The organism is Klebsiella terrigena, assembly GCF_012029655.1.
In the GTDB taxonomy this organism is placed as follows: Bacteria; Pseudomonadota; Gammaproteobacteria; order Enterobacterales; family Enterobacteriaceae; genus Klebsiella; species Klebsiella terrigena.
In genome coordinates this window covers 4,131,736-4,157,620 of sequence record NZ_CP050508.1, presented here as the reverse complement: position 1 = coordinate 4,157,620, position 25,885 = coordinate 4,131,736, and the positions used below count along the sequence as shown (strand labels likewise).

At 63.4% G+C, this 25,885-nt stretch carries 20 protein-coding genes; 14 read left to right on the top strand and 6 right to left on the bottom strand.

Annotation, left to right across the window (positions count from 1 at the left end; genetic code table 11):
- Nucleotides 1-18: 18 nt before the first annotated feature.
- Complete coding sequence (fepA, locus tag HCK03_RS19580) at nt 19-2,259, bottom strand: siderophore enterobactin receptor FepA (protein ID WP_167692063.1); 2,241 nt, start codon at nt 2,257-2,259, stop codon at nt 19-21.
- A gap of 242 nt (nt 2,260-2,501) precedes the next feature.
- Between fepA and fes the strand changes: the two genes are divergently transcribed.
- The 3 genes from fes to entF are packed head-to-tail and all read left to right on the top strand — an operon-like array spanning nt 2,502 to nt 7,889.
- Nucleotides 2,502-3,734, top strand: coding sequence for an enterochelin esterase (fes, locus tag HCK03_RS19575; protein WP_167692062.1), 1,233 nt, complete (start codon nt 2,502-2,504; stop codon nt 3,732-3,734).
- A 59-nt stretch (nt 3,735-3,793) separates the two neighbouring features.
- Nucleotides 3,794-3,997, top strand: a complete 204-nt coding sequence (locus HCK03_RS19570; RefSeq protein ID WP_041144522.1) for an MbtH family protein — start codon at nt 3,794-3,796, stop codon at nt 3,995-3,997.
- A 10-nt stretch (nt 3,998-4,007) separates the two neighbouring features.
- Nucleotides 4,008-7,889, top strand: coding sequence for an enterobactin non-ribosomal peptide synthetase EntF (gene entF, locus HCK03_RS19565; protein ID WP_167692061.1), 3,882 nt, complete (start codon nt 4,008-4,010; stop codon nt 7,887-7,889).
- A gap of 112 nt (nt 7,890-8,001) precedes the next feature.
- On the opposite strand, the gene fepC is transcribed toward entF, so the two are convergent.
- Genes fepC through fepD form a run of 3 tightly spaced genes read right to left on the bottom strand, consistent with a single transcriptional unit; the run spans nt 8,002 to nt 10,789 of the window.
- Nucleotides 8,002-8,796 carry an iron-enterobactin ABC transporter ATP-binding protein gene (fepC, locus tag HCK03_RS19560; RefSeq protein WP_041144524.1) on the bottom strand — a complete coding sequence of 265 codons (795 nt, stop codon included), beginning with the start codon at nt 8,794-8,796 and terminating at the stop codon, nt 8,002-8,004.
- Nucleotides 8,793-9,785 carry an iron-enterobactin ABC transporter permease gene (gene fepG / locus HCK03_RS19555; RefSeq protein ID WP_041144525.1) on the bottom strand — a complete coding sequence of 331 codons (993 nt, stop codon included), beginning with the start codon at nt 9,783-9,785 and terminating at the stop codon, nt 8,793-8,795. Before fepG ends, fepC begins: the two co-directional genes overlap by 4 nt.
- Nucleotides 9,782-10,789, bottom strand: a complete 1,008-nt coding sequence (fepD, locus tag HCK03_RS19550) for a Fe(3+)-siderophore ABC transporter permease (RefSeq protein ID WP_041144526.1) — start codon at nt 10,787-10,789, stop codon at nt 9,782-9,784. The genes fepG and fepD overlap by 4 nt, the downstream gene beginning before the upstream one ends.
- A gap of 280 nt (nt 10,790-11,069) precedes the next feature.
- Between fepD and entS the strand changes: the two genes are divergently transcribed.
- The gene (entS, locus tag HCK03_RS19545) at nt 11,070-12,311 is read left to right on the top strand and encodes an enterobactin transporter EntS (protein WP_141334846.1); all 1,242 of its coding nucleotides are present in this window, start codon (nt 11,070-11,072) and stop codon (nt 12,309-12,311) included.
- A 41-nt stretch (nt 12,312-12,352) separates the two neighbouring features.
- Here the strand turns inward: entS and fepB are convergent, their stop codons facing one another.
- Nucleotides 12,353-13,312: a Fe2+-enterobactin ABC transporter substrate-binding protein gene (fepB, locus tag HCK03_RS19540; RefSeq protein WP_134525396.1), complete on the bottom strand. Its 960-nt coding sequence runs from the start codon at nt 13,310-13,312 to the stop codon at nt 12,353-12,355.
- Between the two features lie 187 nt (nt 13,313-13,499).
- Here fepB and entC point away from each other — a divergent pair, with 187 nt between their 5' ends.
- From entC to HCK03_RS19505, 7 genes are all read left to right on the top strand, one after another.
- The gene (entC, locus tag HCK03_RS19535; protein ID WP_167692060.1) at nt 13,500-14,675 is read left to right on the top strand and encodes an isochorismate synthase EntC; all 1,176 of its coding nucleotides are present in this window, start codon (nt 13,500-13,502) and stop codon (nt 14,673-14,675) included.
- A 9-nt stretch (nt 14,676-14,684) separates the two neighbouring features.
- Nucleotides 14,685-16,292: a (2,3-dihydroxybenzoyl)adenylate synthase EntE gene (entE, locus tag HCK03_RS19530; protein ID WP_143967973.1), complete on the top strand. Its 1,608-nt coding sequence runs from the start codon at nt 14,685-14,687 to the stop codon at nt 16,290-16,292.
- Between the two features lie 13 nt (nt 16,293-16,305).
- On the top strand, nt 16,306-17,157 hold the full coding sequence (locus HCK03_RS19525; protein WP_041144530.1) for an isochorismatase: 852 nt from the start codon (nt 16,306-16,308) through the stop codon (nt 17,155-17,157).
- On the top strand, nt 17,157-17,912 hold the full coding sequence (gene entA, locus HCK03_RS19520; RefSeq protein WP_134525397.1) for a 2,3-dihydro-2,3-dihydroxybenzoate dehydrogenase EntA: 756 nt from the start codon (nt 17,157-17,159) through the stop codon (nt 17,910-17,912). The genes HCK03_RS19525 and entA overlap by 1 nt, the downstream gene beginning before the upstream one ends.
- On the top strand, nt 17,913-18,326 hold the full coding sequence (entH, locus tag HCK03_RS19515; protein ID WP_041144532.1) for a proofreading thioesterase EntH: 414 nt from the start codon (nt 17,913-17,915) through the stop codon (nt 18,324-18,326).
- A gap of 258 nt (nt 18,327-18,584) precedes the next feature.
- Complete coding sequence (gene cstA / locus HCK03_RS19510; RefSeq protein ID WP_041144533.1) at nt 18,585-20,690, top strand: pyruvate/proton symporter CstA; 2,106 nt, start codon at nt 18,585-18,587, stop codon at nt 20,688-20,690.
- A gap of 62 nt (nt 20,691-20,752) precedes the next feature.
- Nucleotides 20,753-20,950 carry a YbdD/YjiX family protein gene (locus tag HCK03_RS19505; RefSeq protein WP_041144534.1) on the top strand — a complete coding sequence of 66 codons (198 nt, stop codon included), beginning with the start codon at nt 20,753-20,755 and terminating at the stop codon, nt 20,948-20,950.
- A gap of 91 nt (nt 20,951-21,041) precedes the next feature.
- Here the strand turns inward: HCK03_RS19505 and HCK03_RS19500 are convergent, their stop codons facing one another.
- On the bottom strand, nt 21,042-22,139 hold the full coding sequence (locus HCK03_RS19500; RefSeq protein WP_115193347.1) for an oxidoreductase: 1,098 nt from the start codon (nt 22,137-22,139) through the stop codon (nt 21,042-21,044).
- Nucleotides 22,140-22,302: 163 nt separating this feature from the next.
- Here HCK03_RS19500 and HCK03_RS19495 point away from each other — a divergent pair, with 163 nt between their 5' ends.
- From HCK03_RS19495 to HCK03_RS19485, 3 genes are read left to right on the top strand one after another with little or no spacing between them, the layout of a single operon-like run.
- The gene (locus HCK03_RS19495) at nt 22,303-23,805 is read left to right on the top strand and encodes a sugar ABC transporter ATP-binding protein (RefSeq protein WP_167692059.1); all 1,503 of its coding nucleotides are present in this window, start codon (nt 22,303-22,305) and stop codon (nt 23,803-23,805) included.
- Complete coding sequence (locus HCK03_RS19490) at nt 23,802-24,800, top strand: ABC transporter permease (protein WP_041144537.1); 999 nt, start codon at nt 23,802-23,804, stop codon at nt 24,798-24,800. The genes HCK03_RS19495 and HCK03_RS19490 overlap by 4 nt, the downstream gene beginning before the upstream one ends.
- Before the next feature lie 20 nt (nt 24,801-24,820).
- Nucleotides 24,821-25,885: a sugar ABC transporter substrate-binding protein gene (locus HCK03_RS19485; protein ID WP_045854426.1), complete on the top strand. Its 1,065-nt coding sequence runs from the start codon at nt 24,821-24,823 to the stop codon at nt 25,883-25,885.

The window sequence follows — 25,885 nt, the reverse complement described above, 5'->3', positions numbered from 1 at the left end:
CGGGATTCAGGCGAGCAATCAGAAGTGAGTGTTGATGCCCATATACCAGGTACGGCCCGATTCGTTATAGGTTTCGGCACCCGCGCCGTACATATAACCGGTGGTACCGCCGGTAGTTTGGGCGTTACCCGCGCGCCAGTGACGCTTATCGAAGACGTTATCCACGCCGCCGGTCAGGCTGACGTATTTGGTGACGTCCCAGGTCGCGCTCAGGCCGAGGATGCTGTATGGGCTAACCTCGTTCTTCTCGCTGCCGGTAACCGGTTCGCCCTTGTAGTTATACTTTTTCGGCTCCTGCTTGCCGTACCAGGTAAAGGTCGACTGTACGGAAACGTCCTGGTATATCTGCCAGCTGAGGGTCGAGTTGAGCGTATATTCCGGGATAATCGACAGGCGATCGCCGGTCTCTTTGTTCTTACTCTGCAGCATGTAGGTGATGTTATTGGTCCAGTTAACAGTCTCGCTAACCGGCACGTTTAACGTCCCTTCCAGACCTTCAACCACCGCTTTCGGCACGTTCTCCCACTGGTAAATATCGGTTTTCACTTTACCAAGTGATGTATAGGAGAGCGGAGCGTAGCCCGCTTCGATTTTGTCGCGGTAGTCGTTGCGGAACCAGGTCACGCCGGCCAGCCAGCCGTCGCGTTTAAACTCGAGGCCAATCTCTTTGTTGATGCTGGTCTCTGCCTTCAGGTCATCGTTACCTACCATATAGCAGCCGGTGCCGGTCGCGCTGGCGTAGCAGCCCTGGCCCTTACTGTACAGGATGTAGTTCGGGTTGGTCTGATACAGGCTCGGCGCTTTATAGGCACGGGCAATACCCATCTTCAGGGTAAAGTCGTCGCCCAGGCCCTGGGACAGGTTCAGCGACGGGCTCCAGTTATTGCCGACGATGCTGTGGTGATCGAAACGCAGCGCCGGTGTCAGCATGGTGGAGTCGGTTAGCTCAACGTTGTCTTCGGCAAACAGCGAGAAGATCTCCGCCTGTGAGTACGGGCTGCGGTTGGTACTGCTTACGCCAGGAATATCGCCGCCCATAAAGGTCTGGGTATTGGAGGCGTTATCCTTCATCCGCTGCTGGTTCCATTCGCTCCCCAGGGTCAGGTTCTGATTGACCCACAGGTCGAACGGAATGCTGATTTCGCTGTGCAGCATTACGTCGGAAAGGTCGGTATCGGAGAACTTATCGCTATTAAAGATCCCTTCCGTGCCCCCGGCCAGGCCTTCGCCCTTACGCGAGTTGCGGGTGTGCTCGTACTGCGCCCAGTTGCTGGTGGTGATACCGTTATCCCAGCCGCCGTTCCAGGTGACGGAGTAGGTCTGACGGTAGAGACGGTTGGTCTCTTTACCGTAGTTCTCTTTCACCAGGTCGTTGGTGTTGGTGTTCTGAGTGTCGCCCGCGTAGAGGTTGCCCTGGCGGCTGTAGCCCGACTCAAACTCCAGCGACTGCATCGGCGCGAAGTCCCAGCGCACCACGCCGTTGATACTTTTGTTTTTAACCCCTTCACGCCCGGCCGGCAGGGTATCGGCGTAGATGCCGGTACGTTCGGACTGATGCCCCTGGTTAATATCCCAGGCATCGGCCTGCGTCTTCTCGAGGTTGCCAAACAGGCGGAAGCTGAAATCGCCGCCCAGCGGACCGTTGAGGCTGAAGTTAGTGCGCTTGGTGGAGCCCTCATCTTTATGTTCCGGGGCGTTCATGTAGGTATTCCATGAACCGTGCCACTCGTTGGTGCCTTTTTTGGTGATGATATTGACCACGCCGCCCGCCGCGCCGTTGCCGTAACGCGCCGCCGCCGGGCCGCGAATGACCTCAATGCGTTCGATCATTTCCGGCGGCACCCAGCTGGTATCGCCGCGGGTATCGCGCTCGCCGCGCCAGCCGAGACGAATGGAGTTACGGCTGGTAACCGGCTTACCGTCAATCAGGATCAGGGTATTTTCCGGGCCCATGCCGCGAATATCAATCTGGCGGTTGTTGCCGCGCTGGCCGCTGGTGGAGTTACCGGTCAGGTTAACGCCCGGCATGGTGCGGATGATTTCTGAGACATCGCGGGCCGGTGGACGTTTACGAATTTCATCGGCGGTGATGGTGGAGACGCCGGGAGCCTGCAGGTTCTGCTCCGCTGCGGTAACCACCATGGTTTCTTCGGCGGCCGTTTGTTTGCTGTCTGTGGTCTCTTCCGCGCACAGCGGGAAGGCAACACCATAAATTCCCAGATTGACCAGCAAGGCCAGGGATTTGATCCTGTTATTCATTTTAATATCATCCAGCTGTCTGTTGCCGCTTTCCCCAAAGGCCTCTTCCCACCGGAAGAGACGACGGCATGAACAAATGTTGCCAGTAGAGGACAAATGCCTGCCATCTCTGACATGTTTTTCGAAGTTACTCATTCCAACGCGCGGTAATACGCTATTGCAAATGCAAATAGTTATCAATAATATTATCAACAAAATATTACGTTTATTGATAAATATCACGATAAACATAGGGTTATTTAATGTTGAAAACAGGAAGCGATGACTGGTGGCAGAGCCTGAGCGGCCCGCAGTCGGAGGCGTCTGGCGATGCGTACCGGGTGATGTTCTGGTGGCGGGACCCGGCGGGCAGCGAGGCCACCTCGGCGACGCGGCGGGTGTGGATCTATATCACCGGCGTCACCGACCACCACAAAAATGCCGTCCCGCAAACCCTACGGCGCGTCCCGGGCACCGATGCCTGGCAATGGCAGACCACGCTCTCGCCGACCTGGCGCGGCAGCTACTGTTTTATCCCCTCCGAACGCGATGACGATTTTTCTCCCGAGATTTTTAACGGCGACGCGCCGGACCGCACTCTGCTGCGCGAGGGCTGGCGACGCCTGCTGCCGCGCGCGGTAGCCGATCCGCTCAATGTGCAAAGCTGGAAGGGCGGGCGCGGCCACGCGGTCTCGGCGCTGGAGCTGCCTCAGGCCCCGGAGCAGCCCGGCTGGGCGCTGCGCGATGAACGCTTTGCCCCGCCGGTCTGCATTCAGTGGCGCAGCGCGCGGCTTGGCAACAGCCGTCGGGTATGGGTTTATGCCACCGGCGACGGCGCGGCAAAAGAGCGCCCGCTGGCGGTGCTGCTGGACGGCCAGTTCTGGGCCGAGAGCATGCCGGTATGGTCGCCGCTGGCCGGACTGACCCGCGAGGGCCGGCTGCCGGCGGCGGTGTATCTGCTGATCGACGCTATCGATAACGCGCACCGCAGCCGCGAGCTACCGTGCAACCGCGATTTTTGGCTGGCGGTACAGGAGGAGCTCCTGCCGCAGGTGCGCCAAATCGCGGACTTTAGCGACCGGGCCGAGCGTACCGTCGTGGCCGGGCAGAGCTTTGGCGGCCTGGCGGCAATGTTCGCCGCCCTGAACTGGCCGCAGCGTTTTGGCTGCGTGCTCAGCCAGTCCGGCTCCTACTGGTGGCCGCACCGCGGCGGCGCGCAGGATGGCGCGCTGATTGAAGGCCTGAAAGCGGGGGAACTGCGCGCCGACGGGCTGCGAATCTGGCTCGAAGCCGGCGAGCGGGAACCCCTTATTTTCCGCGCCAATCAGGCGCTTTTAGCCCAGCTGCCGCCGCCAAAACGGTCGGTTTTCTGGCGCCAGGTTGACGGCGGGCACGATGCGCTGTGCTGGCGCGGCGGGCTGACGGCGGGATTGATTCAGCTGTGGCAATCCGCGGAGTCCGTCCCATCGGGACGCCCGGCAGAACCGAATCATTGATCGTGCGCGAGGGCTGCGGATGCGGCCAGCAGGATAGCGAGTATTAACAGGAGTTTGAAATGCAATTCAGTAACCCCTTCGATAATCCGCAAGGGCAGTTTTACATTCTGCGTAACGAGCTGCAGCAGTACAGCCTGTGGCCCCATCACTGCGCGCTGCCGGAGGGCTGGACGGTAGAGTGTCCGCCTCAGTCGCTGGAAGCGTGCAATGCCTGGCTGGCGGCGAACTGGTCAACCCTCACCCCCGCGCACTACGCGTCCTAAGGAGCCAATGATGACCACTCGTTTACCGCTGGTTGCAGCGCAGCCGGGGATCTGGATGGCGGAGCGGCTGTCAACGCTGCCCGGCGCCTGGAGCGTCGCTCACTACGTTGAGCTCAGCGGCAGCCTCGATCCGGCGCTGCTCGGCCGGGCGATCGTCGCCGGCCTGGCCCAGGCCGACACGCTAAGCCTGCGCTTTTGCGAAGACAACGGCGAAGCCTGGCAGTGGGTCGATGAGGCCCGTCGCTTCGACGAACCGCAGCACGATGATCTGCGCGAGGCGGACGATCCGCACGCGGCCGCGCTGGCCATTATGCGGGACGACCTTGAACAGAATTTGCGCGTCGATAGCGGTAATCCGCTGGTCTGTCACCGGCTGCTGCGCACGGCGGATAATCGCTGGTACTGGTATCAGCGCTATCATCATTTACTCGTCGATGGCTTTAGTTTCCCTGCCATTACCCGCCAGATCGCCGCTATTTACCGTGCCTGGCAGCGCGGAGAGGCGACGCCGGATTCGCCGTTTACGCCGTTCGCCGAGGTGGTGGAAGAGTATCAGCGCTACTACGGCAGCGACGGCTGGCAGCGGGACAAGCAGTTCTGGCAGGAGCAGCGCAGGACGCTGCCGGCGCCGGTCTCGCTCTCCGACGCGCCGCTGGCGGGACGGGCAACCGGCACGGAGATCTGGCGCCTGAAGCTTGACGCTGACGCCGCGACGTTCAGCCGCCTCGCCGCCGGCGCCCCGCAGTGCCAGCGCGCCGACCTGGCGCTGGCGCTGACCGCGCTGTGGCTGGGGCGTCTCTGCGGGCGGATGGACTACGCCGCCGGCTTTATCTTTATGCGCCGCATGGGATCGGCGGCGCTGACCGCGACCGGGCCGGTGCTTAACGTCCTGCCGCTGGCGATCGCTATCGATGCCCAGGAAACGCTGGCCGAGCTGGCGCTGCGCCTCGCCGGACAGCTGAAAAAAATGCGCCGCCACCAGCGCTATGATGCCGAGCAAATCGTCCGCGATAGCGGCAAGGCCGCCGGCGATGAGCCGCTGTTTGGCCCGGTATTAAATATCAAAGTTTTCGATTACGTCCTCGATATCGACGGCGTGCAGGCGGTAACCCACACCCTGGCGACCGGCCCGGTTAACGACCTTGAGCTGGCGCTGTTCCCGGACGAAGCCGGCGGCCTGTCGCTGGAAGTGCTGGCCAATAAGCAGCGCTACGATGAGGCCACGCTGCGCGCGCACGTCGAGCGCCTCTCCGCGCTGCTGGCGCAGTTTGCCGCCGACCCGACGCTGCGCTGCGGCGAAGCGAACATGCTGTCCGCGCGGGAAACGCAGCGGCTGGCGGAGATCAACCATACCGCCATCGCGCTGCCCGCCACGACGCTGAGCGCGCTGGTCGCAGAACAGGCGCGGAAGACCCCGGACGCTCCCGCGCTGGCGGACGCCCGCTGGCAGTTCAGCTACCGCGAAATGCGCCAGCAGGTGGTGGCGCTGGCCGAGGTGCTGCGCGCGCGGGGGGTTAAGCCCGGCGATAGCGTGGCGGTGGCGCTGCCGCGTTCGGTGTTCCTCACCCTGGCGCTGCACGCCATCGTTGAAGCGGGCGCCGCCTGGCTGCCGCTCGATACCGGCTATCCTGACGATCGCCTGCGCATGATGCTCGAAGACGCGCGTCCGACGCTGCTGCTGACCTCCGACGATCAGCTGGCGCGCTTTGGCGATATCCCCGGGCTTGCCAGCCTGTGCTACCAGCAGCCGCTGGCGGCAGGGGATGACGCGCAGCTGGCGCTCTCCGCGCCGGAGCATACCGCCTATATCATCTTTACCTCCGGTTCCACCGGCCGCCCGAAAGGGGTGATGGTGGGGCAGACCGCGATCGTCAACCGCCTGCTGTGGATGCAAAATCACTATCCGCTCGGCGCCGATGACGTGGTGGCGCAGAAAACGCCGTGCAGCTTTGACGTCTCGGTGTGGGAGTTCTGGTGGCCGTTTATCGCCGGCGCCCGGCTGGTGATGGCGGAGCCCGAAGCGCATCGCGATCCGCTGGCGATGCAGCGCTTCTTCGCCCGCTACGGCGTGACCACCACCCACTTTGTGCCGTCGATGCTGGCAGCGTTCGTCGCCTCGCTCGACGCGGAAAACGTCGCCGCCTGCCGCACGCTGCGGCGGGTCTTCTGCAGCGGCGAAGCGCTGCCGACCGGGCTGTGCCGCGAGTGGGAAGCGCTGACCGGCGTGGCGCTGCACAACCTCTACGGCCCGACCGAAGCGGCGGTTGACGTCAGCTGGTATCCGGCCTGCGGCGCGGAGCTGGCGGCGGTGACCGGCAGCAGCGTGCCGATCGGCTGGCCGGTGTGGAACACCGGATTACGTATTCTTGACGCCACTATGCGCCCGGTGCCGCCCGGCGTGGCGGGGGATTTGTACCTCACCGGCATCCAGCTGGCGCAGGGCTATCTCGGCCGACCGGACCTCACCGCCAGCCGCTTTATTGCCGACCCGTTTAGCCCAGGCGAGCGCATGTACCGTACCGGCGACGTGGCGCGCTGGCTCGACAGCGGAGCGGTGGAGTATCTGGGGCGCAGCGACGATCAGCTGAAAATTCGCGGCCAGCGCATTGAGCTCGGCGAAATAGACCGCGTCATGGCGGCGTTGCCGGACGTGGCCCAGGCGGTCACCCACGCCTGCGTCTTTAATCAGGCGGCGGCCACCGGCGGCGATGCGCGCCAGCTGGTCGGCTACCTGGTCTCTGAATCCGGGTTGCCGCTCGATACCGCGGCGCTGAAGGCGCGCCTCGGCGAACAGCTGCCGCCGCACATGGTGCCGGTGGTGCTGATCCAGCTGTCGGCGCTGCCGCTGAGCGCTAACGGCAAGCTGGATCGTAAAGCGCTCCCGCTGCCAACGCTGAGCCAGGAACGCCGCGGCCGGCCGCCGGAGTCCGAGAGCGAGCGTGCGGTCGCCGAGGCGTTCAGCCAGCTGCTGGGCTGCGACGTGAACGATATCGAAGCCGATTTCTTTGCGCTTGGCGGCCACTCGCTGCTGGCGATGCGCCTGGCGGCGCAGCTGAGCCGCCGGTTTGCGCGTCAGGTGACGCCGGGACAGGTGATGGTCGCCTCGACGGTCGGCCAGCTGAGCGCGCTGCTGGCGTCCGATCTCAGCGACGAGCAGGCGCAGCGCCTGGGCTTTGATGCGCTTTTACCCCTGCGTAAAAGCGACGGCCCGACGCTGTTCTGCTTCCATCCGGCCTCCGGCTTTGCCTGGCAGTTCAGCGTGCTGGCGCGCTACCTCGACCCGCGCTGGTCAATTACCGGCATTCAGTCGCCGCGCCCGCAGGGGCCGATGGCGAGCGCCGCCAGCCTCGATGAGGTCTGCGAGTCCCATCTGCAGACGTTACTGGCGCAGCAGCCGCACGGGCCGTATTACCTGTTCGGTTACTCCCTCGGCGGCACCCTGGCGCAGGGAATTGCCGCGCGCCTGCGCCAGCGCGGTGAAGCGGTAGCGTTCCTCGGGCTGCTGGATACCTGGCCGCCGGAGTCGCAAAACTGGGCGGAAAAAGAGGCCAACGGCCTCGACCCGCAGGTGCTGGCGGAAATTGACCGCGAGCGGGAAGCGTTCCTTGCCGCGCAGCAGGGGCAGCCGTCCGGCGAGCTCTTTAGCACCATCGAGGGCAACTACGCCGACGCGGTGCGCCTGCTGACCACCGCGCACAGCGCGAAGTTCGACGGCAAGGCGACCCTGTTCGTGGCGGAAAAAACGCGCCAGCCGGGGATGGACCCGCAGGCGCTGTGGGGACCGTGGGTTGGCGAACTGGAGGTCTTCAGCCAGGCGTGCGCGCACGTGGAGATTGTCTCTCCCCAGGCTTTTGAGTCGATAGGTCCGGTGGTGCGGGAGATTCTGGGATAGGTCGCGCGTCGTCCGGAGGTTTCCGGACGACCTCTGCACATCGCTCTGTAGCCCCGGTCAGCGTCGCGCGAACCGGGGTTTTTTTATGCTTTAGCCGGGGGAGTACCAGCGGCTAGCGGCGGCCCAGCGGTACCACCAGCGGCGTGTGGGCGACCGGGTCGTCGATGATGGTACAGCGCAGGCCGTAAATCCGCTCGATAAGCTCGGCGGTCACGATCTCTTTCGGCGCCCCTTCGGCGATAATTTTGCCGTCGCGCAGGGCAATCAGATGGGTGGCGTAGCGGCAGGCCTGGTTGAGGTCGTGCAGCACCGCCGCCAGGGTATAACCCTTCTCGCGATTCAGCTCGCTCAGCAGCTCGAGGAGATCGATCTGATGGCTGATATCCAGCCAGGTCGTCGGTTCGTCGAGCAGCATGATGGCGGTTTCCTGCGCCAGCACCATCGCAATCCACGCGCGCTGGCGCTGGCCGCCGGAGAGCGTGTCAACGCTCTGCTGCGCAAGGTCGGTGATGCCGGTGGCGCGCATCGCCTGATTGACCGCCTCATCGTCCTCTTTCCGCCAGCGGGTGAACATCGGCTGATGCGGATAGCGGCCGCGGGCGACCAGCTCCTGGACGGTAATATCGCCCGGGGTGGTGGCGTTTTGCGCCAGCAGGCCGATGCGCCTGGCGACGTCCTTGCTGGCGTAGCGCTGGATCTGCTCGCCGTCGAGGTAAACATGGCCGCTGGCCGGGGTCATCAGGCGGCTGAGGGTGCGCAGCAGCGTCGATTTTCCGCAGCCGTTGGGGCCAATGATGGCGGTGAAGTGGCCGTCGGGAATGGTCACGTTCAGCGATTCGGCGATGATCTTTTTGCCGTATGCCAGGGTCAACTGGTCGCCGCGCAAACGGGGGGTTACAGCGGTCATTTTTTGCGGGACTCCTGAATTAACAGTGCGATGAGATAGATACCGCCGAGGCTGACGGTGACGACTCCCACCGGCAGCTGATAGGGCATAAACAGGCGCTGGGCGCTGTAGTCGGCCAGCGCCAGCAGCAGCGCGCCGCACAGCGCCGACTGAGTCAGACCCCAGCGCGCGGTGCCGCTGAGGCGGCGGGCGATATGCGGGGCCACCAGCGCAATAAAGGAGATTGGACCCGCCAGCGCGGTGGCGGCGGCGGTGAGCACCACCCCCACCAGCATCAGCAGCAGGCGAGAGCGCTCGACCCGCACGCCCAGCGCGCAGGCGGTATCGTCACCCATTTCCAGCAGGCGCATGCGCCGTACCAGCAGCACGCTGCACGCCAGCATCAGCACAATAAGCGGCGCCGACGGCCAGGTTTTACCCCACGTCAGCCCGTTGAGCGAACCGGCGTTCCACAGCCCGGCGGAGAGCGCGGTCTCCAGCGACGCGCGCAGCAGCAGCCAGGTATTGAACGCCACCAGCATCGCGCGGATGCCGATACCGATAATAATCAGCCGGAAGGTTTCAATCCCGTTACGCCAGGCCAGCAGCCAGACCAGCAGGGCGGTCAGCACCCCGCCAACCATCGCCGCCAGCGCGATAGCCGTCAGGTTCTGCCCAAAGAGCACCATCGCCACCAGCACGCCGCTCCACGCGCCGGTGTTGAAGCCCATCACGTCCGGGCTGCCCAGCGGGTTGCGCATCAACGACTGAAAAATCGCGCCGCTAACGCCCAGCGCCGCGCCGATCAGCAGCGCCATCAGCACCCGCGGCAGCCGCCATTCGGTGACCACCATGGTGATATTACGCGGCGCATCGCCCAGCAGCGCGGAGATAACCTGCTCCACCCGCAGCGGCACCAGGCCGCTGCCGAGGCCCCAGAGGGAGACGACCACGCTGGCGACAATCAGGATAAAACAGCTGAGCAGCAAACGACGGGAAGGGGCGGTCACATTGCACCTCCGCGCGGCTGGCGACGCACCAGCCAGATCAGCACCGGGGCGCCGATAAAGGCGCTGACCACCGAGACCCGCAGCTCTCCGGGCACCAGCAGACGGCCAAGGACATCGGCGAACAGCAGCAGCGCCGGGGTGGCCAGCAGGGTGACCGGCAGCGACCAGCGGTGGTCGGCGCCCACCAGCCAGCGCGCCATGTGCGGCATCATCAGGCCGATAAAGGCGATGGGCCCGACCACCGCCGTAGCGCTGCCGCAAAGGACGGTGATTGCCAGCAGGCCGATAAACTGCGTGCGCGCCACCCGGCTGCCGAGCGCGGTGGCGGTGTCGCTGCCGAGGCTCAGGCTGTTCAGCGCCCGGCTGAGCAGCAGCGTTACCGCGCCGGCGATCAGCACCGGGAGCAGGACGATTTTTAGCGTTTGCAGGGTGCGGATATCCAGCGAGCCGGCCTGCCAGAAGCGCAGCTGGTCGTATACGTCGGGGTTAAGCAGCGCAATGCCGTTAGAGAGCCCTTCAAGCACCGCCGCCAGGGCGACGCCGGCCAGCGTCAGACGCACCGGGCTAAGCTGGCCTCCGCCCTGGCTGCCGGTGAAGGCCACCAGCAGCGAGGCGGCAAAGGCGCCGCAAAAGGCCATCAGCAGCTGCTCCTGCGGTGAATGAATGCCGAACAGCGCGGCGCCCAGCACGATCGCGAAGCTGGCGCCGGAGTTGACGCCCAGGATACCGGGGTCGGCCAGCGGGTTGCGGGTGAGGGTTTGCATCAGCGCCCCCGCCAGCCCTAGCGCGGCGCCGGCAAGCAGTCCGGCAAGGGTGCGCGGCAGACGGGCATCGAGCACGATGGTGCAGTCAGCGCTCTGACAGGTGCCGGTAAAGGCATCCACAACGACGTTGAGTGGCAGAGGTTTGGCGCCAACGAGCAGGCTGAGCGCAATCGCAACGGCTAAGACCAGCAGCAGACCCGGCACGGCGACGGCGCGCACCCTGGTCGTAGAAAACGACATAGTTCACATCCCTGACATGATAATGATAGTAATTATCGTTATCGATTCTATTCAGTTATGTTAGCATGGCGGCCCCTAAGAATGGTATACGCAAATCATTCGGGATGCATCGCGACGGCAGGGCGTGCGTGCCCGAGCGGTCAGCGCCCGGCCTCGTGTCGGCGTGCACCCGGCGGCCGACGCGCCGCTATCGCGAGGCCGGGATCGGCCGTCTGCCGCCAGCGCATCTGTCGCCCGACGTATAACGAGTATCGATGGAAAATAATAACAAGGTGTTGTAATGAACCGACAATCCCGGCTGCTGAACCTGAGCCTGCTGAAAACGCATCCGGCGTTTCGCGCCGTCTTTATCGCCCGCTTTATCTCTATCCTCTCGCTTGGCCTGCTGGGCGTTGCTATCCCGGTACAAATCCAGATGATGACCCACTCCACCCTGCAGGTGGGGCTCTCGGTCACCCTGACCGGCGGCTCGATGTTTATCGGCCTGATGGTGGGGGGCGTGCTGGCGGATCGCTACGAGCGTAAGCGCCTGATCCTGCTGGCGCGCGGCACCTGCGGGATCGGTTTTGTCGGCCTGTGCCTCAACGCCATGCTGCCCGAGCCTTCGCTGGCGGCTATCTACCTGCTGGGCGTCTGGGACGGCTTCTTCGCCTCGCTGGGCGTCACGGCGCTGCTGGCGGCAACCCCCGCGCTGGTTGGTCGGGAAAATCTGATGCAGGCCGGGGCGATTACCATGCTGACGGTGCGCCTGGGCTCGGTGATTTCGCCGATGATCGGCGGCCTGCTGCTGGCGACCGGCGGCGTGGCCTGGAACTACGGCCTGGCGGCGGCCGGAACCTTTATCACCACTTTAACCCTGCTGCGTTTACCGCAGCTCCCGCCGCCGCCTCAGCCGCGCGAGCATCCGCTGAAGTCGCTGTTGGCGGGGCTTAAATTCCTCTTTAATAGCCCGTTGATTGGCGGTATTGCGCTGCTCGGCGGCCTGCTGACGATGGCGAGCGCGGTGCGCGTACTCTATCCGGCGCTGGCCGAAGGCTGGCAGATGTCGGCCTCGCAAATCGGCCTGCTGTACGCCGCGATCCCGCTGGGCGCAGCGCTCGGGGCGCTCACCAGCGGCCAGCTGGCGCAAACCGCCAGGCCTGGCGCGGTGATGCTGACCACCACCGTCGGCTCCTTTGTCGCCATCGCCCTGTTTAGCCTGATGCCGCTGTGGCAGCTGGGCGCGCTGTGCCTGGCGCTGTTTGGCTGGCTGAGCGCCATCAGTTCGCTGCTGCAGTACACCCTGATTCAAACTCAGACGCCGGAAGCGATGCTTGGGCGCATCAACGGCCTGTGGACCGCGCAGAACGTCACCGGCGATGCCGTTGGCGCCGCGCTGCTGGGCGGCCTCGGCGTGATGATGACCCCGGTCGCGTCGGCAAGCGTCAGCGGCTGGGCGCTGGTTATCGTTGGTGCAATGTTGATTGGGCTGCTGAGCGAACTACGCCGCTTTCAGCGCCCGGAGACGGTGAGCGAAAGTTGATTGGCTTCCCGGCCGGGCATGGCGCCGGCCGGGAAGAGGATTTAGCCGAAGAAGGCTGCGAGGCGCTGCAGCACCAGCATGGCGCTGTAGTAGTCAAGACGGAAGGTTTCGATGCCCAGCGGATAGACGCGTTTGGCTTCGACCGCAGGCAGGTGGGCGAGCAGCGGATTGGCGTAAATTGCCTGAGCGTCCTTCTCGTCGCCGGCGAACAGGAACAGGCTTTGGCCGTTGAGGCCGGCGGCTAAGTTCTCTCCGCCCAGCTGGATGATATCGTGGCGTTTACCCTGACTCTGGCTGGCGTGCAGCCCGCCGGGAAGGGTAGCCAGCGTAAAGCCCAGCTGTTCGAGCATCTGGCCCTGGGCCGACTCCGGGGTCCACAGATTGGCGCTATGGGCTGCGGCGGTATAAACCAGCGCGCTAACCGGCTGCGGCGGCAGTTTCATCTGCTGCTTCAGCGCCGCCAGCTGCTTATCAAATTCGGCAATGCGCACCGCGGCCTGCTTCTCCTGGCCGGTAATCTCTCCGAGCTGGGTGAGCAGCGCCTGCCAGCTCTTATCGTCGTAGTTAATGATAAGCGTCGGCGCAATAGTAGAAAGCTGATCGTAGAGCGCCAGCGCGGAATCGCCGCCGGTGGCGCTAATCAGGATCAGGTCCGGCATCTGTGCGGCCACGGCCTCGGCGCTCGGCTCACCGATATAGAGCCGCGCCAGCTTACGCTCGCGGGCCACGCTGCTCCACTGGCGCAGGAATCCCTGGCCATCCGCCACGCGGTTATTCGGCGTGGTGGCCCCGCTGGCTACCACCGGGGCATCAATCGCCAGCAGCGAGCCGGTGAGGGTGACGCTGGTGGACACAATGCGCAGCGGCCGCTGTTCAAGGGTGTGCGCGCCGCGGCTGTCGGTTATCTGACGCGGCCAGTCGGCGGCGAACGCTGAGGTAATTCCTAAATACGCCAGCCCGCAGGCCAGCAGGGTACGGCGGCACAAAGTGGAGAAATTCACGAATTTGCGTCCTGATTGAGTTGAGATAAATGCGTCTCATTTTCAACTTTGTGCCGCAGGGATGCAAGCCTAAGTAGCACAACATGCTGTTTATACGGTTGACATGTAGAGCAATACCTTTTAGGTTAGCCAACCAAAATATAAATGATAATTATTCGTAATATCTTTATCGTTTTTGGAGGATGATATGGAAACGTCAATGGCCGAGGATGTACGGGAACAAAAAATGACCCTGGCACCAGAAAGCTTCTTCTTTATGTCGCCGTACCGCAGTTTTAGCACTTCAGGCTGTTTCAGGCGCTTCTCTCATTCCGCCGCCGGCGGCGATGCGCTGTCCGGTGAATTCCAGCAAAAAATGGCCGCCGCGTTCCAGGAGGCGAAAGCCGCCGGGATCAGCAAGCCGGTGATGGTCGGCGCGATCCCCTTCGATACCCGCCAGCCGTCCGAACTGTTTATTCCCGAGCGCTGGGAAACCTTCTCCCGCACCGGCAAGCAGCGCTCCGCGCGCTACGCGTCGGGCCAGGCGGCAATGGACGTGGTGGCCCGCCAGGAGATCCCCGAGCAGGACGCATTTATGGCGATGGTCGAGCGCGCGAGCGCGCTGACCGCCACGGCGGAAGTCGATAAGGTCGTGCTGTCGCGGCTGATCGATATCACCACCCGCGATCGCGTGGACAGCGGTGCGCTGCTGGAGCGCCTGATCGCGCAAAACCCCGCCAGCTTTAACTTCCACGTGCCGCTCTCGGACGGCGGCGTTCTCCTCGGCGCCAGCCCGGAGCTGCTGCTGCGTAAAGAGGGCGATAGCTTTAGCTCTCTACCGCTGGCGGGCTCGGCCCGGCGTCAGCCGGACGACGTGCTGGATCGCGAAGCGGGCAACAAGCTGCTGGCGTCCGGCAAAGATCGCCACGAGCACGAGCTGGTGACCCAGGCGATGAAGGCGGTGCTTGCGCCGCGCTGCTGCGAGCTGTCGCTGCCGGACTCTCCGCAGCTGATCACCACCCCAACCTTATGGCATCTGGCGACGCCCATCGCCGGGACCGCCGCGGCCGGGGAAAATGCCATGTCGCTGGCCTGCCTGCTGCATCCGACGCCGGCCCTCAGCGGCTTCCCGCACCAGGCCGCCACGCGGCTGATCCGCGAGCTGGAGCCGTTCGATCGCCAGCTGTTCGGCGGCATCGTTGGCTGGTGTGATGACGAAGGCAACGGCGAGTGGGTGGTGACCATTCGCTGCGCCCGCCTGCAGCAGAACACGCTGCGCCTGTTTGCCGGCGCGGGGATCGTTCCGGCCTCCTCCCCGCTGGGAGAGTGGCGCGAAACCGGCGTCAAACTGACCACTATGCTGAACGTGTTCGGCTTGTATTAAGAGGCGATGATGATTGCATTTAACCGCTGGCCGGAAAGCTTTGCCGCCCGCTACCGTGAAAAGGGCTACTGGCAGGATCTGCCGTTAACCGAGCTGATTACCCGTCACGCGGCAAGCGATGCCGTGGCGATTATCGACGGCGAGGTTCAGTACAGCTATCGCCAGTTCAACCGGTTGGTGGATAACCTTGCCAGCTCCCTGCAGGGGATGGGGCTCAAGCGCGGCGAAACCGCGCTGGTGCAGCTGGGCAACGTCGCCGAGTTCTACATCACCTTCTTTGCGCTGCTGCGCATCGGCGTGGCGCCGGTCAACGCGCTGTTCAGCCATCAGCGCAGCGAGCTCAACGCCTACGCGACGCAGATTGAACCGGCGCTGCTGGTGGCCGATCGTCAGCACGCGCTGTTTGCCGACGATAGCTTCCTCAACGGCTTTATCGAGCAGCATCCGTCGGTGCGGGTGGCGCTGCTGCGCGGCGATAGCGGCGAGTATGACCTGGCCGCGGCGATCGCCCAGCCCGCCGAGGGCTTTATCGCCAACCCAACGCCTGCCGACGAGGTGGCGTTTTTCCAGCTCTCCGGCGGCAGCACCGGCACGCCTAAGCTTATCCCGCGCACCCACAACGATTACGCATACAGCATTCGCCGCAGCAACGAAATTTGCGCGATTAGCGCCGAGACGCGCTATCTCAACGCGCTGCCCGCTGCGCATAACTATGCGATGAGCTCGCCGGGATCGCTGGGGGTGTTTCTGGCCGGAGGCCGGGTGATCCTTGCCGCCGACCCGAGCGCCACGCTCTGCTTCCCGCTGATTGAAAAGCATCAGATAAACGTCGCCTCGCTGGTGCCGCCGGCGGTCAGCCTGTGGCTGCAGGCGATCCACGAATGGGGCGGCAACGCGCAGCTGCGGTCGCTGCAGCTGCTGCAGGTTGGCGGCGCGCGCCTGTCGGCGACGCTCGCCGCGCGCATTCCGGCGGAGATTGGCTGCCAGCTGCAGCAGGTCTTCGGCATGGCGGAAGGGCTGGTGAACTACACCCGCCTCAACGATAGCCCGCAGCGCATTATCAATACCCAGGGCTGCCCGATGAGCCCCGACGACGAAGTGTGGGTTGCCGATGCCGAAGGCAACCCGCTGCCGCGCGGCGAAGTCGGCCGCCTGATGACTCGCGGGCCCTATACCTTCCGCGGCTACTATAAAAGCCCGCAGCACAACCTGGAGGCGTTTGACGCCGACGGCTTCTACTGCTCGGGGGATCTTATCTCGATCGACGAAGACGGCTATATCACCGTGCAGGGGCGCGAGAAAGATCAGATCAACCGCGGCGGGGAGAAGATCGCCGCGGAAGAGATTGAAAACCTGCTGCTGCGCCACCCGGCGACGATCCATGCCGCGCTGGTGAGCATGGAGGATAGCCTGCTGGGCGAGAAAAGCTGCGCGTACCTGGTGGTCAAAGAGCCGCTGCGCGCGGTCGCGGTACGCCGCTTCCTGCGCGAGCAGGGCGTGGCCGAATTTAAGCTGCCGGATCGGGTGGAGTGCGTGGACGCGCTGCCGCTGACGCCGGTGGGCAAAGTCGATAAAAAACAATTACGTCAGTGGCTGGCTGAACGCAAGCTGGGCTGAAGGAGAAGACACAATGGCCATTCCTCAATTACAGGCTTACGCGCTACCGGAAGCCAGCGATATCCCGGCGAATAAAGTGAGCTGGGCCTTTGAGCCGTCCCGCGCGGCGCTGCTTATCCACGATATGCAGGAGTATTTCCTCAACTTCTGGGGTGAAGATAGCGCGATGATGGCGAAAGTGGTTGCCAACATCGCCGCGCTGCGCGATTTCTGCAAGCAGCACGATATTCCGGTGTTCTACACCGCGCAGCCGAAGGAGCAGAGCGATGAAGACCGCGCCCTGCTGAACGACATGTGGGGACCGGGCCTGACCCGCTCGCCGGAGCAGCAGCGGGTGATTGCCGCCCTGGCGCCGGACGAAAACGACACCGTACTGGTGAAGTGGCGCTACAGCGCGTTCCACCGTTCGCCGCTGGAAGAGATGCTGAAAGAGGCCGGGCGCGACCAGCTGATCGTCACCGGCGTCTATGCCCATATCGGCTGCATGACGACCGCGACCGACGCCTTTATGCGCGACATCAAGCCGTTCTTCGTTGCCGACGCGCTGGCGGACTTTAGCCGCGAAGAGCATCTGATGGCGCTGAAATACGTTGCCGGACGCTGCGGTCGGGTGGTGATGACCGAAGAGCTGCTGCCGCTGCCGGCATCAAAGGCGGCGCTGCGCGCGCTGGTGCTGCCGCTGCTCGATGAGTCCGACGAGCCGATGGATGATGAAAACCTCATCGACTACGGCCTGGATTCGGTGCGCATGATGGCGCTGGCCGCGCGCTGGCGCAAAGTGCACGGCGATATCGACTTCGTGATGCTGGCGAAAAATCCGTCGATTGATGCCTGGTGGGCGCTGCTCTCCCGCGAGGTGAAATAGTGGCCGCGCTCGATTTTCAGGGTCAAACCGTATGGGTGACCGGGGCGGGTAAGGGCATCGGCTACGCCACCGCCCTGGCCTTCGTCGAGGCCGGGGCGCAGGTCACCGGTTTTGACCTCGCGTTCGCGGGCGAAAGCTATCCGTTCGCCACCGAGACGCTGGACGTGGCCGACGCGCCGCAGGTGGCCGAGGTGTGCCAGCGTCTGCTGGGCGGCATCGAGCGCCTGGACGTGCTGGTCAACGCGGCCGGCATTTTACGCATGGGCGCCACCGATGCGCTGAGCGTTGAAGAGTGGCAGCAGACCTTCGCCGTTAACGTCGGCGGCGCGTTTAACCTTTTCCAGCAGACGATGGCCCAGTTCCGCCGCCAGCGGGGCGGGGCGATCGTCACCGTGGCCTCCGACGCCGCGCATACGCCGCGCCTCGGCATGAGCGCCTACGGCGCGTCGAAAGCGGCGCTGAAGAGCCTGGCGCTGACCGTCGGGCTTGAGCTGGCGGGCAGCGGAGTGCGCTGCAACCTCGTTTCGCCGGGCTCGACCGACACCGATATGCAGCGCACGCTGTGGGTCAGCGATGACGCCGAGCAGCAGCGCATTCGCGGTTTTGGCGAGCAGTTCAAGCTCGGCATTCCGCTGGGTAAAATCGCCCGCCCGCAGGAGATTGCCAGCACCATTTTGTTCCTCGCCTCTCATCACGCCAGCCATATCACGCTGCAGGATATCGTGGTTGACGGCGGCTCGACGCTGGGGGCATAGATGGCCTGGAAACGTCAGCTGACGCTGGAGGCGCTTAACGCCACCAGCGCGAATACGATGGTGGCCCATCTCGGCATTGTCTATACCCGGCTGGAAGAGGGCCTGCTGGAGGCCGAAATGCCGGTCGATGCCCGCACCCATCAGCCCTTTGGCCTGCTGCACGGCGGCGCGTCGGCGGCGCTGGCGGAGACGCTGGGTTCGATGGCCGGCTGGCTGATGACCGAAGAGGGCCAGTGCGTGGTCGGCACCGAGCTGAACGCCACCCACCATCGGGCGGTTTCCAGCGGGAAGGTTCGCGGCGAGTGCCGTCCTCTGCACCTCGGCCGCCAGGGACAAAGCTGGGAAATTGCCGTCTTCGACGAACGCGGACGGCGCTGCTGCACCTGCCGCCTGGGCACCTCGGTGCTCGGCTAGCTCTCCACCTTCCCCCGGCTCGCGCCGCGTCCCGTCCGGGCTACGCTTTTATTTCTGTAGCCCGAGCGGGCGCGGCGTGAGCCTCTTTCTGACGCCGCTGTTTTCATCCATTTTCCTGCCAGAAGTGATCTCGCTAGCAATGTGAGATAAATCCCTGCCTGTGGGCTACATCTCCAGGGTTTCAACGTTGTTAAAGTCTGCGTTGTGTTCTAGAAACAAAATGTAACAGATTGATTACCCTACCCGTGGAACCCGATAATGAATAATTCAGGGAAATACCTCATCTGGACACTGCTCTCCGTCATTGGAGCCTTTGCCCTCGGCTACATAGCCTTAAACCGCGGCGAACAGATTAATGCGCTATGGATTGTCGTGGCGGCGGTCTGTATCTATCTGATTGCCTATCGCTTCTATGGCCTCTACATCGCCAAAAACGTGCTGGCGGTTGACCCGACGCGGATGACGCCCGCGGTGCGGCACAACGACGGCCTCGACTATGTTCCAACCGATAAGAAAGTGCTGTTCGGTCACCATTTTGCGGCCATTGCTGGCGCGGGGCCGCTGGTCGGGCCGGTGCTGGCGGCGCAGATGGGCTACCTGCCGGGGATGATCTGGATCCTCGCCGGCGTGGTGCTGGCCGGTGCGGTGCAGGACTTTATGGTGCTGTTCGTTTCGACCCGCCGCGACGGCCGCTCGCTCGGCGAGCTGGTGAAAGAGGAGATGGGGCCGACCGCCGGGGTGCTGGCGCTGGTGGCCTGCTTTATGATCATGGTGATCATCCTCGCGGTGCTGGCGATGATCGTGGTGAAAGCGCTGACCCACAGCCCGTGGGGAACCTACACCGTTGCCTTCACCATCCCGCTGGCGGTCTTTATGGGGATCTACATTCGCTATCTGCGCCCGGGGCGCATTGGCGAAGTGTCGGTGATTGGCCTGGTGATGCTGGTGTTTGCCATCGTCTCCGGCGGATGGGTTGCCGAAAGCGCGACCTGGGCGCCGTGGTTTGACTACACCGGCGTGCAGCTGACCTGGATTCTGGTGGGCTACGGCTTTATTGCCTCGGTGCTGCCGGTTTGGCTGCTGCTGGCCCCGCGCGACTACCTCTCAACTTTCCTGAAAATCGGCACCATCGTCGGGCTGGCGATTGGTATTCTGATCATGCGCCCGACGCTGACCATGCCGGCGCTGACCAAGTTTATTGACGGCACCGGCCCGGTGTGGAGCGGCAGCATGTTCCCGTTCCTGTTTATCACCATCGCCTGCGGCGCCGTGTCGGGTTTCCACGCGCTGATCGCCTCCGGCACCACGCCGAAAATGCTGGCCAATGAAGGCCAGGCCTGCTTTATCGGCTATGGCGGCATGCTGATGGAATCCTTCGTCGCCATTATGGCGCTGGTGGCGGCCTGTATTATCGATCCGGGCGTCTACTTTGCGATGAACAGCCCGCTGGCGGTGCTGGCACCTGCCGGAACCACCGACGTGGTGGCGTCCGCCGCGCAGGTGGTCAGCAGCTGGGGCTTCACCATCACGGCGGATACGCTGCACCAGATAGCCAGCGAGGTCGGCGAGCAGTCGATTATCTCGCGTGCCGGCGGCGCGCCGACGCTGGCGGTCGGGATGGCCTACATCCTGCACGGCTCGCTGGGCGGCCTGATGGACGTCGCCTTCTGGTACCACTTCGCCATTCTGTTTGAAGCGCTGTTTATTCTGACGGCGGTGGATGCCGGCACCCGCGCGGCGCGCTTTATGCTGCAGGATCTGCTCGGCGTGATAAGCCCGGGGCTGAAGAAAACCAGCTCGCTGCCGGCGAACCTGCTGGCGACGGCGCTGTGCGTACTGGCGTGGGGCTACTTCCTGCACCAGGGCGTGGTGGACCCGCTCGGCGGGATTAATACCCTGTGGCCGCTGTTCGGCATCGCCAACCAGATGCTGGCAGGGATGGCGCTGATGCTCTGTGCGGTGGTACTGTTTAAAATGAAGCGTCAGCGCTATGCATGGGTTGCGCTGCTGCCCACGTCGTGGCTGCTGATTTGCACCCTGACCGCCGGCTGGCAGAAGTCGTTCAGCCCGGATACCAAAGTGGGCTTCCTGGCGATCGCCAATAAGTTCCAGGCGATGATCGACAGCGGCGCTATCCCGCCGCAGTACACCGAATCCCAGCTGGCGCAGCTGGTCTTTAACAACCGCCTGGATGCCGGCCTGACCATCTTCTTTATGGTGGTGGTGGTGGTACTGGCGCTGTTCTCAATCAAAACCGCGCTGGCGGCGCTGAAAGAGGACCATCCTACTGCCAGAGAGACGCCGTACGAACCGATGCCCGCCGATGCTGAGAGCCTGATAACCCAGACGAAACGCGCGCATTAGCCAGCCGGTTTTTGTTAGCCAAATCCTCTCCCGCAAGGGAGAGGATGATGTGAGAGAGAAAAATGTTCGATACCCTTTCGAAAGCGGGAAAATACTTAGGCCAGGCGGCAAAGATGATGATTGGCGTGCCTGATTACGATAACTACGTCGCGCATATTCGCCAGACCCACCCTGAGCAGACGCCGATGACCTACGAAGAGTTCTTCCGCGAGCGCCAGGACGCGCGCTACGGCGGCAAGGGCGGCGCGAAGTGCTGCTAGGCCACAGCCTCAGGCGTTAACCCCCTCGTCTACGTCCAGACCGGTACCGGAAATCTGTCCGGCTACCGGGCTTGCCCACGCTTTCCCGCGCTCAGTGCACCTGCCGACGAAAATTTTCCACCTTCACGAAGGCGGCGTACAGGGTCTGCGGCGTCAGCTCCACCGGCAGGAAGTGGATCGACTCCACCGGACGCAGGGTATGGGCAATGACCCGATCCAGCTCGTCCCGGTTGTGGATATCGATATCCAGCTCCGCCAGGGTAGTCGGCAGATTAAAGCGACGATAGGCCGCCACCAGCTGGGCTAAAACCTCGTCCTGGCCGAGCAGGGCGCTCTGCACCAGAATGCCGTAGGCGACCTTGGTGCCGTGGAGAAACTTCTCCGTCTGCGGCAGCACCGTCAGGCCGTTGTGCACCGCGTGGGCCGCCGCCACTCGGGTGTAGCGCTCGCCGAGGCCGCCGACCATTCCGCCGCCGGCGATAATCGCATCGATAACGTCCAGCAGCGGCTGGCTCAGCTCGCCGCGCTGCCGGTCGGCGAGCGCCGTTTCGCTGCTCTCCAGCAGAACGTCGCGGATCGCCAGCGCGCCGTTAATCCCCAGGCGTACGGTCAGCGGCAGGGTTTCCGGCCGCGGCGCCAGCACCACCGCCTCATACCATTTCGCCAGCGTATCGCCGATCCCCGCCAGCAGATACTCCTCCGGCGCGTTGAGGACGATCCGCGGCTCCACCAGCACCAGGAAGTTGGCGTCGTCGAAAATTTCAAAATGCAGCGCCTGGCCGGCGTCGTTGTACCACACCGACAGCGGAGTCCACGCCGCGCAGGTGGCGGCGATGGTCGGGATCGCCACCACCGGTAGCGCAAGCCGTCTGGCCACCGCTTTGGCGGTATCCAGCAGCGCGCCGCCGCCGACGCCAATCACCACGGAGCGGTCTTCACCCGCCTCGTGGACCAGCCGGGCGACGTCGCTTTCGCTGCAGTGGCCCTTAAAGAGGATTTTTTTGGCGCCGGGCGCGCTGAAGGCCTCGGGTAAAAAGGGTTCTGCGCCGGCGATTGCCCGCTCGCCGTAGATCCACAGCGCCCGGGAAAGCTGCTCTGCGCTGTAAAAATCATGCAGCCGCGCGAGGCTGCCGGGATGGGAGAAGTAGTTGGCGGGGCCGGGGACCACGCGGATATCGCTGTTGCTCATAGAAGCTGCCCTTATTGTCGTTTCGCTAACCTGATGTTATGTCTGGACATCCGGATGGCTAATATTATTTCGTTTTATCTTATGCCTTTTACGCAGTTGTCAGTCAAGGACGGCTGTGAAAAATTCATTAAATCAGAATATTAATCGTAAAGGGTAGCAGGGGATGACAGCCAATCGCCTCGAGATGCACAACATTAACCTGGCCTTTTCCGGCTTTCGGGCGCTGAACAACGTGGCGTTTTCCCTCAAAGGGGGGACCGTGCACGCGCTGACCGGCGCCAACGGCGCGGGAAAATCGACGCTGATGGCGGTGCTTTGCGGCACGCACGCCCATTACGAGGGCGAGATTGTCATCAACAATCAGCCGGTCAATATTCGTTCTCCGCGCGATGCAAAGCAGCTTGGCATTCACCTGGTGCAGCAGGAAGTCGACGTGGCGCTGGTTCCGGGGCTGAGCATTGCCGAGAACATCATGCTGGACCGGCTGGCGCTGCCGGGTCAGGGCTTTAGCTGGCGGCGGGTCCGCGAGCAGGCCCGGGTCGCGCTGGCCCAGCTGGATATCGTCCTTGACGTGCGGCGCTCTATCGACAGCTGCTCGCTGGCCGAGAAGCAGCAAATCCTGCTGGCGCGCGCCCTGTCGCACCACTGCCGCTTCCTGATCCTTGATGAGCCGACGGCGCCGCTGGACCGTCACGAAAGCGAACGCCTGTTTACCGTGGTGCGCCGCCTGCAGCAACAGGGGATCGGGGTGGTGTTTATCTCGCACCGCATTCACGAGCTGAAGGCCATTTGCGACACCTTAACGGTGCTGCGCGACGGCCGACTGATCGAAAGCGGCCCGATGGCGGAGCTCAGCGGCGAGCAGATCGTGGAAAAAATGCTCGGCCATGAGCTCAGCGATATCTTTCCGCCGAAGCGCCCGCCGCACGGTGAAGAGGTGCTGCTCCAGGTGGAAGGGCTACACGACGAGGGGCTGCTGCAGGATATCTCTCTGCGCCTGCGCAAAGGCGAAATTCTCGGCATCGCCGGGCTGGCGGGGGCCGGTAAAACCGAACTGTGCAAGGCGCTGTTCGGCGCCAGCAAAAGTCGCCTGACGCGCGGCGAGCTGAACAGCCAGCCGTGGCGCCCGCGCGACCCGGCGGACTCCGTCACCCGCGGGCTGGCGCTGGTGCCGGAGGAGCGGCGCAAAGAGGGCATTTTTATCGAAGAGCCTATCGCCATGAACCTCGCGGTGAGCGCCGATCGCAGCTTTTCGCGCTGGAGCCTGTTTGGCCATCGCCAGGCGTGGCGCTGGGCGGAGGAGGTGGTGGCCCGCATCGGCATTCGTACCACCGGCCCGGGGCAGACGCTGCGTCGCCTCTCCGGCGGCAATCAGCAGAAGGTCGCCATCGGTAAGTGGCTGCGCGGCAGCGCCAACGTGCTGATTTTTGATGAGCCGACCAAAGGCGTCGACGTGAAGGCAAAGACCGACCTGTTCAACCTGATCGACGGGCTGGCGCGAGAAGGCAAAGGGGTGATCTACGCCTCGGGCGAATTCTCGGAGCTGGTTGGATTGTGTGACCGCATTTGCGTGCTGTGGGATGGCCGCATTGTGGCAGAAATAGCGGGCGCAGAGGCCCGTGAAGAGACCCTACTTTATTACTCCACCGGAGGAGCAGCAGCGTGAGCAAGGCCCTGACCGCTACCGCGACGGCATCGAGCCGTCAGCGATTTTTCGATTTTCTCTACAAATGGGGCATGTTGCTAACCGTTGTGTTGCTGATCGCCGTTTTTGGCCTCGCATCGGATAACTTCCTCGACCCGTTCAACATCATCAACATTCTGCGCTCGATTGCCATCGTCACGGTGATCGCCATCGGGGTGTCGATTTCGCTCACCATCGGCGGATTCGACCTGTCGGTCGGCTCGACCGCCTCGCTGGCGAACGCGCTGGTGATTTCGCTGTTCGTCTGGCACGGGTTTAGCACCACCGAGGCGATTCTGGTGACCCTGGCGCTGTGCACCCTGGTGGGGCTGTTTAACGCCTTTCTGATCGTGGTGCTGCGCATTCCCGACATGCTCGCGACCCTCGCCAGCCTGTTCGTGATCCAGGGCGTGGCGATGACCTACAGCTACGGCGGCTCGATTACCGAGAACATGGTGCTGCCGAGCGGCGAGATGGCGGAAGGGACTATTCCGGCGGCGTTCGGCCTGCTGGGGCAGGTGCCGACAATTGTCATCATTATGCTGGCGGTAACCGTGGTTGCCCAGCTGGCGCTCTCTTTCACCACCCACGGGCGGCGGATGTACGCCATCGGCGGCAACCCGGAGGCCGCGCGTCTTTCCGGCCTGCGCATCACGCGCTACAAGGTGGCGGCGTACGTTATCGCCTCGCTGCTGGCGGGCCTCGGCGGCATTCTGCTGGCGTCGCGCATCGGCTCCTCCCAGGTTAACGCCGGCGGCGGTTACCTGATGGACGCGGTGGCGGCGGCGTGGATCGGCTTCTCGCTGGCGGGCTCGGGCAAACCGAACGCGCTGGGCACGCTGGTGGGAGCGGTGATCCTCGGGGTGCTCTCCAACGGCCTGGTGATGCTCTCGGTTCCGTACTACGCAATGGACATTATTAAAGGGCTGGTGCTGGCTGGCGCGTTAGCACTGACCTATTTTCAGCGCCGCACCTAATTATAAACAGGGTAAACATGATGAAAAAAATAACGCTTTCTCTTATCGCGCTGGGGCTGCTCAACTCCGTAGCCGCCTATGCTGAGACGCCAACGCCGGTACCGGCGGCTATCGCTGAACATAACGGGCCGATCCGTATTGCGGTGATCCGCAACCTGGGCTCCGATGATAACACCACCCAGTTTGTCTCCGGGGCTATCCAGGAAGGCAAGAAGCTCGGCTTTAAAATGAGCACCTTCCTGAGCAACGGCGACGATGCGAAATTCCAGGACTTCGTCAATCAGGCCATCAGCCAGAAATATGACGGCATTATTCTCTCCCAGGGGCGCGATCCCTACTCGACCGCGCTGGTGAAGAAGGCGGTGGACGCCGGGATCAAGGTCGCGGTATTTGATACCGCCGTCAGCGGCGAGATCCCTGGCGTGACCGTAACCCAGCAGGATGACGCCTCCCTGACCGATCTCTCCTTTGGTCAGCTGGTGAAAGATTTCAACGGCAAAGCCAACATTATCAAGCTGTGGGTCGCCGGCTTCCCGCCGATGGAGCGCCGTCAGGTGGCTTACCAGGCGCTGCTCAAGCAGAACCCTGGCATCAAAGAGCTGGAGTCGATCGGCGCCGTCTCCTCTGACGTGCAGGGCGATACCGCCAACAAGGTCGGGGCGATCCTCGCGAAATACCCGAAAGGCAAAATTGACGCGATCTGGGGCACCTGGGACGCCTTCAGCCAGGGCGCCTATAAGGCGCTCAAAGAGAACGGACGCACCGAAATTAAGCTCTACAGCATTGATATCTCTAACCAGGATCTGCAGCTGATGCGCGAATCCGGCAGCCCGTGGAAGGTGAGCGTGGCGGTCGATCCGAAGCTTATCGGGGCGACCAACGTGCGCCTGGTGGCCAACAAGATTGCCGGAGAGCCGACGCCTGCAACCTACGATTTCAAAGCGGCGGCAATTCCTCAGGCGCTGCTGGCCGCGCAGCCGGGGGCGGTGAACGTGGCGTCGCTGGGCAAAATCATTCCGGGCTGGGGCCAGACCGAAGACTTTATCGCCCCGTGGTTCGCCACCCTGGAAGCCAAAAACAAGTAA

What these genes read in the sequence shown, in the direction of transcription:
- HCK03_RS19525 (WP_041144530.1), top strand. Translation starts at nt 16,306, where the DNA reads ATGGCCATTCCTCAATTACAGGCTTACGCGCTACCGGAAGCCAGCGAT.
- entF (WP_167692061.1), top strand. Translation starts at nt 4,008, where the DNA reads ATGACCACTCGTTTACCGCTGGTTGCAGCGCAGCCGGGGATCTGGATG.
- HCK03_RS19495 (WP_167692059.1), top strand. Translation starts at nt 22,303, where the DNA reads ATGACAGCCAATCGCCTCGAGATGCACAACATTAACCTGGCCTTTTCC.
- entS (WP_141334846.1), top strand. Translation starts at nt 11,070, where the DNA reads ATGAACCGACAATCCCGGCTGCTGAACCTGAGCCTGCTGAAAACGCAT.
- fepC (WP_041144524.1), bottom strand. Translation starts at nt 8,796, where the DNA reads ATGACCGCTGTAACCCCCCGTTTGCGCGGCGACCAGTTGACCCTGGCA.
- HCK03_RS19485 (WP_045854426.1), top strand. Translation starts at nt 24,821, where the DNA reads ATGAAAAAAATAACGCTTTCTCTTATCGCGCTGGGGCTGCTCAACTCC.
- entH (WP_041144532.1), top strand. Translation starts at nt 17,913, where the DNA reads ATGGCCTGGAAACGTCAGCTGACGCTGGAGGCGCTTAACGCCACCAGC.
- cstA (WP_041144533.1), top strand. Translation starts at nt 18,585, where the DNA reads ATGAATAATTCAGGGAAATACCTCATCTGGACACTGCTCTCCGTCATT.
- fepD (WP_041144526.1), bottom strand. Translation starts at nt 10,789, where the DNA reads ATGTCGTTTTCTACGACCAGGGTGCGCGCCGTCGCCGTGCCGGGTCTG.
- fes (WP_167692062.1), top strand. Translation starts at nt 2,502, where the DNA reads ATGTTGAAAACAGGAAGCGATGACTGGTGGCAGAGCCTGAGCGGCCCG.
- entC (WP_167692060.1), top strand. Translation starts at nt 13,500, where the DNA reads ATGGAAACGTCAATGGCCGAGGATGTACGGGAACAAAAAATGACCCTG.
- HCK03_RS19500 (WP_115193347.1), bottom strand. Translation starts at nt 22,139, where the DNA reads ATGAGCAACAGCGATATCCGCGTGGTCCCCGGCCCCGCCAACTACTTC.
- HCK03_RS19505 (WP_041144534.1), top strand. Translation starts at nt 20,753, where the DNA reads ATGTTCGATACCCTTTCGAAAGCGGGAAAATACTTAGGCCAGGCGGCA.
- HCK03_RS19570 (WP_041144522.1), top strand. Translation starts at nt 3,794, where the DNA reads ATGCAATTCAGTAACCCCTTCGATAATCCGCAAGGGCAGTTTTACATT.
- entE (WP_143967973.1), top strand. Translation starts at nt 14,685, where the DNA reads ATGATTGCATTTAACCGCTGGCCGGAAAGCTTTGCCGCCCGCTACCGT.
- fepA (WP_167692063.1), bottom strand. Translation starts at nt 2,259, where the DNA reads ATGAATAACAGGATCAAATCCCTGGCCTTGCTGGTCAATCTGGGAATT.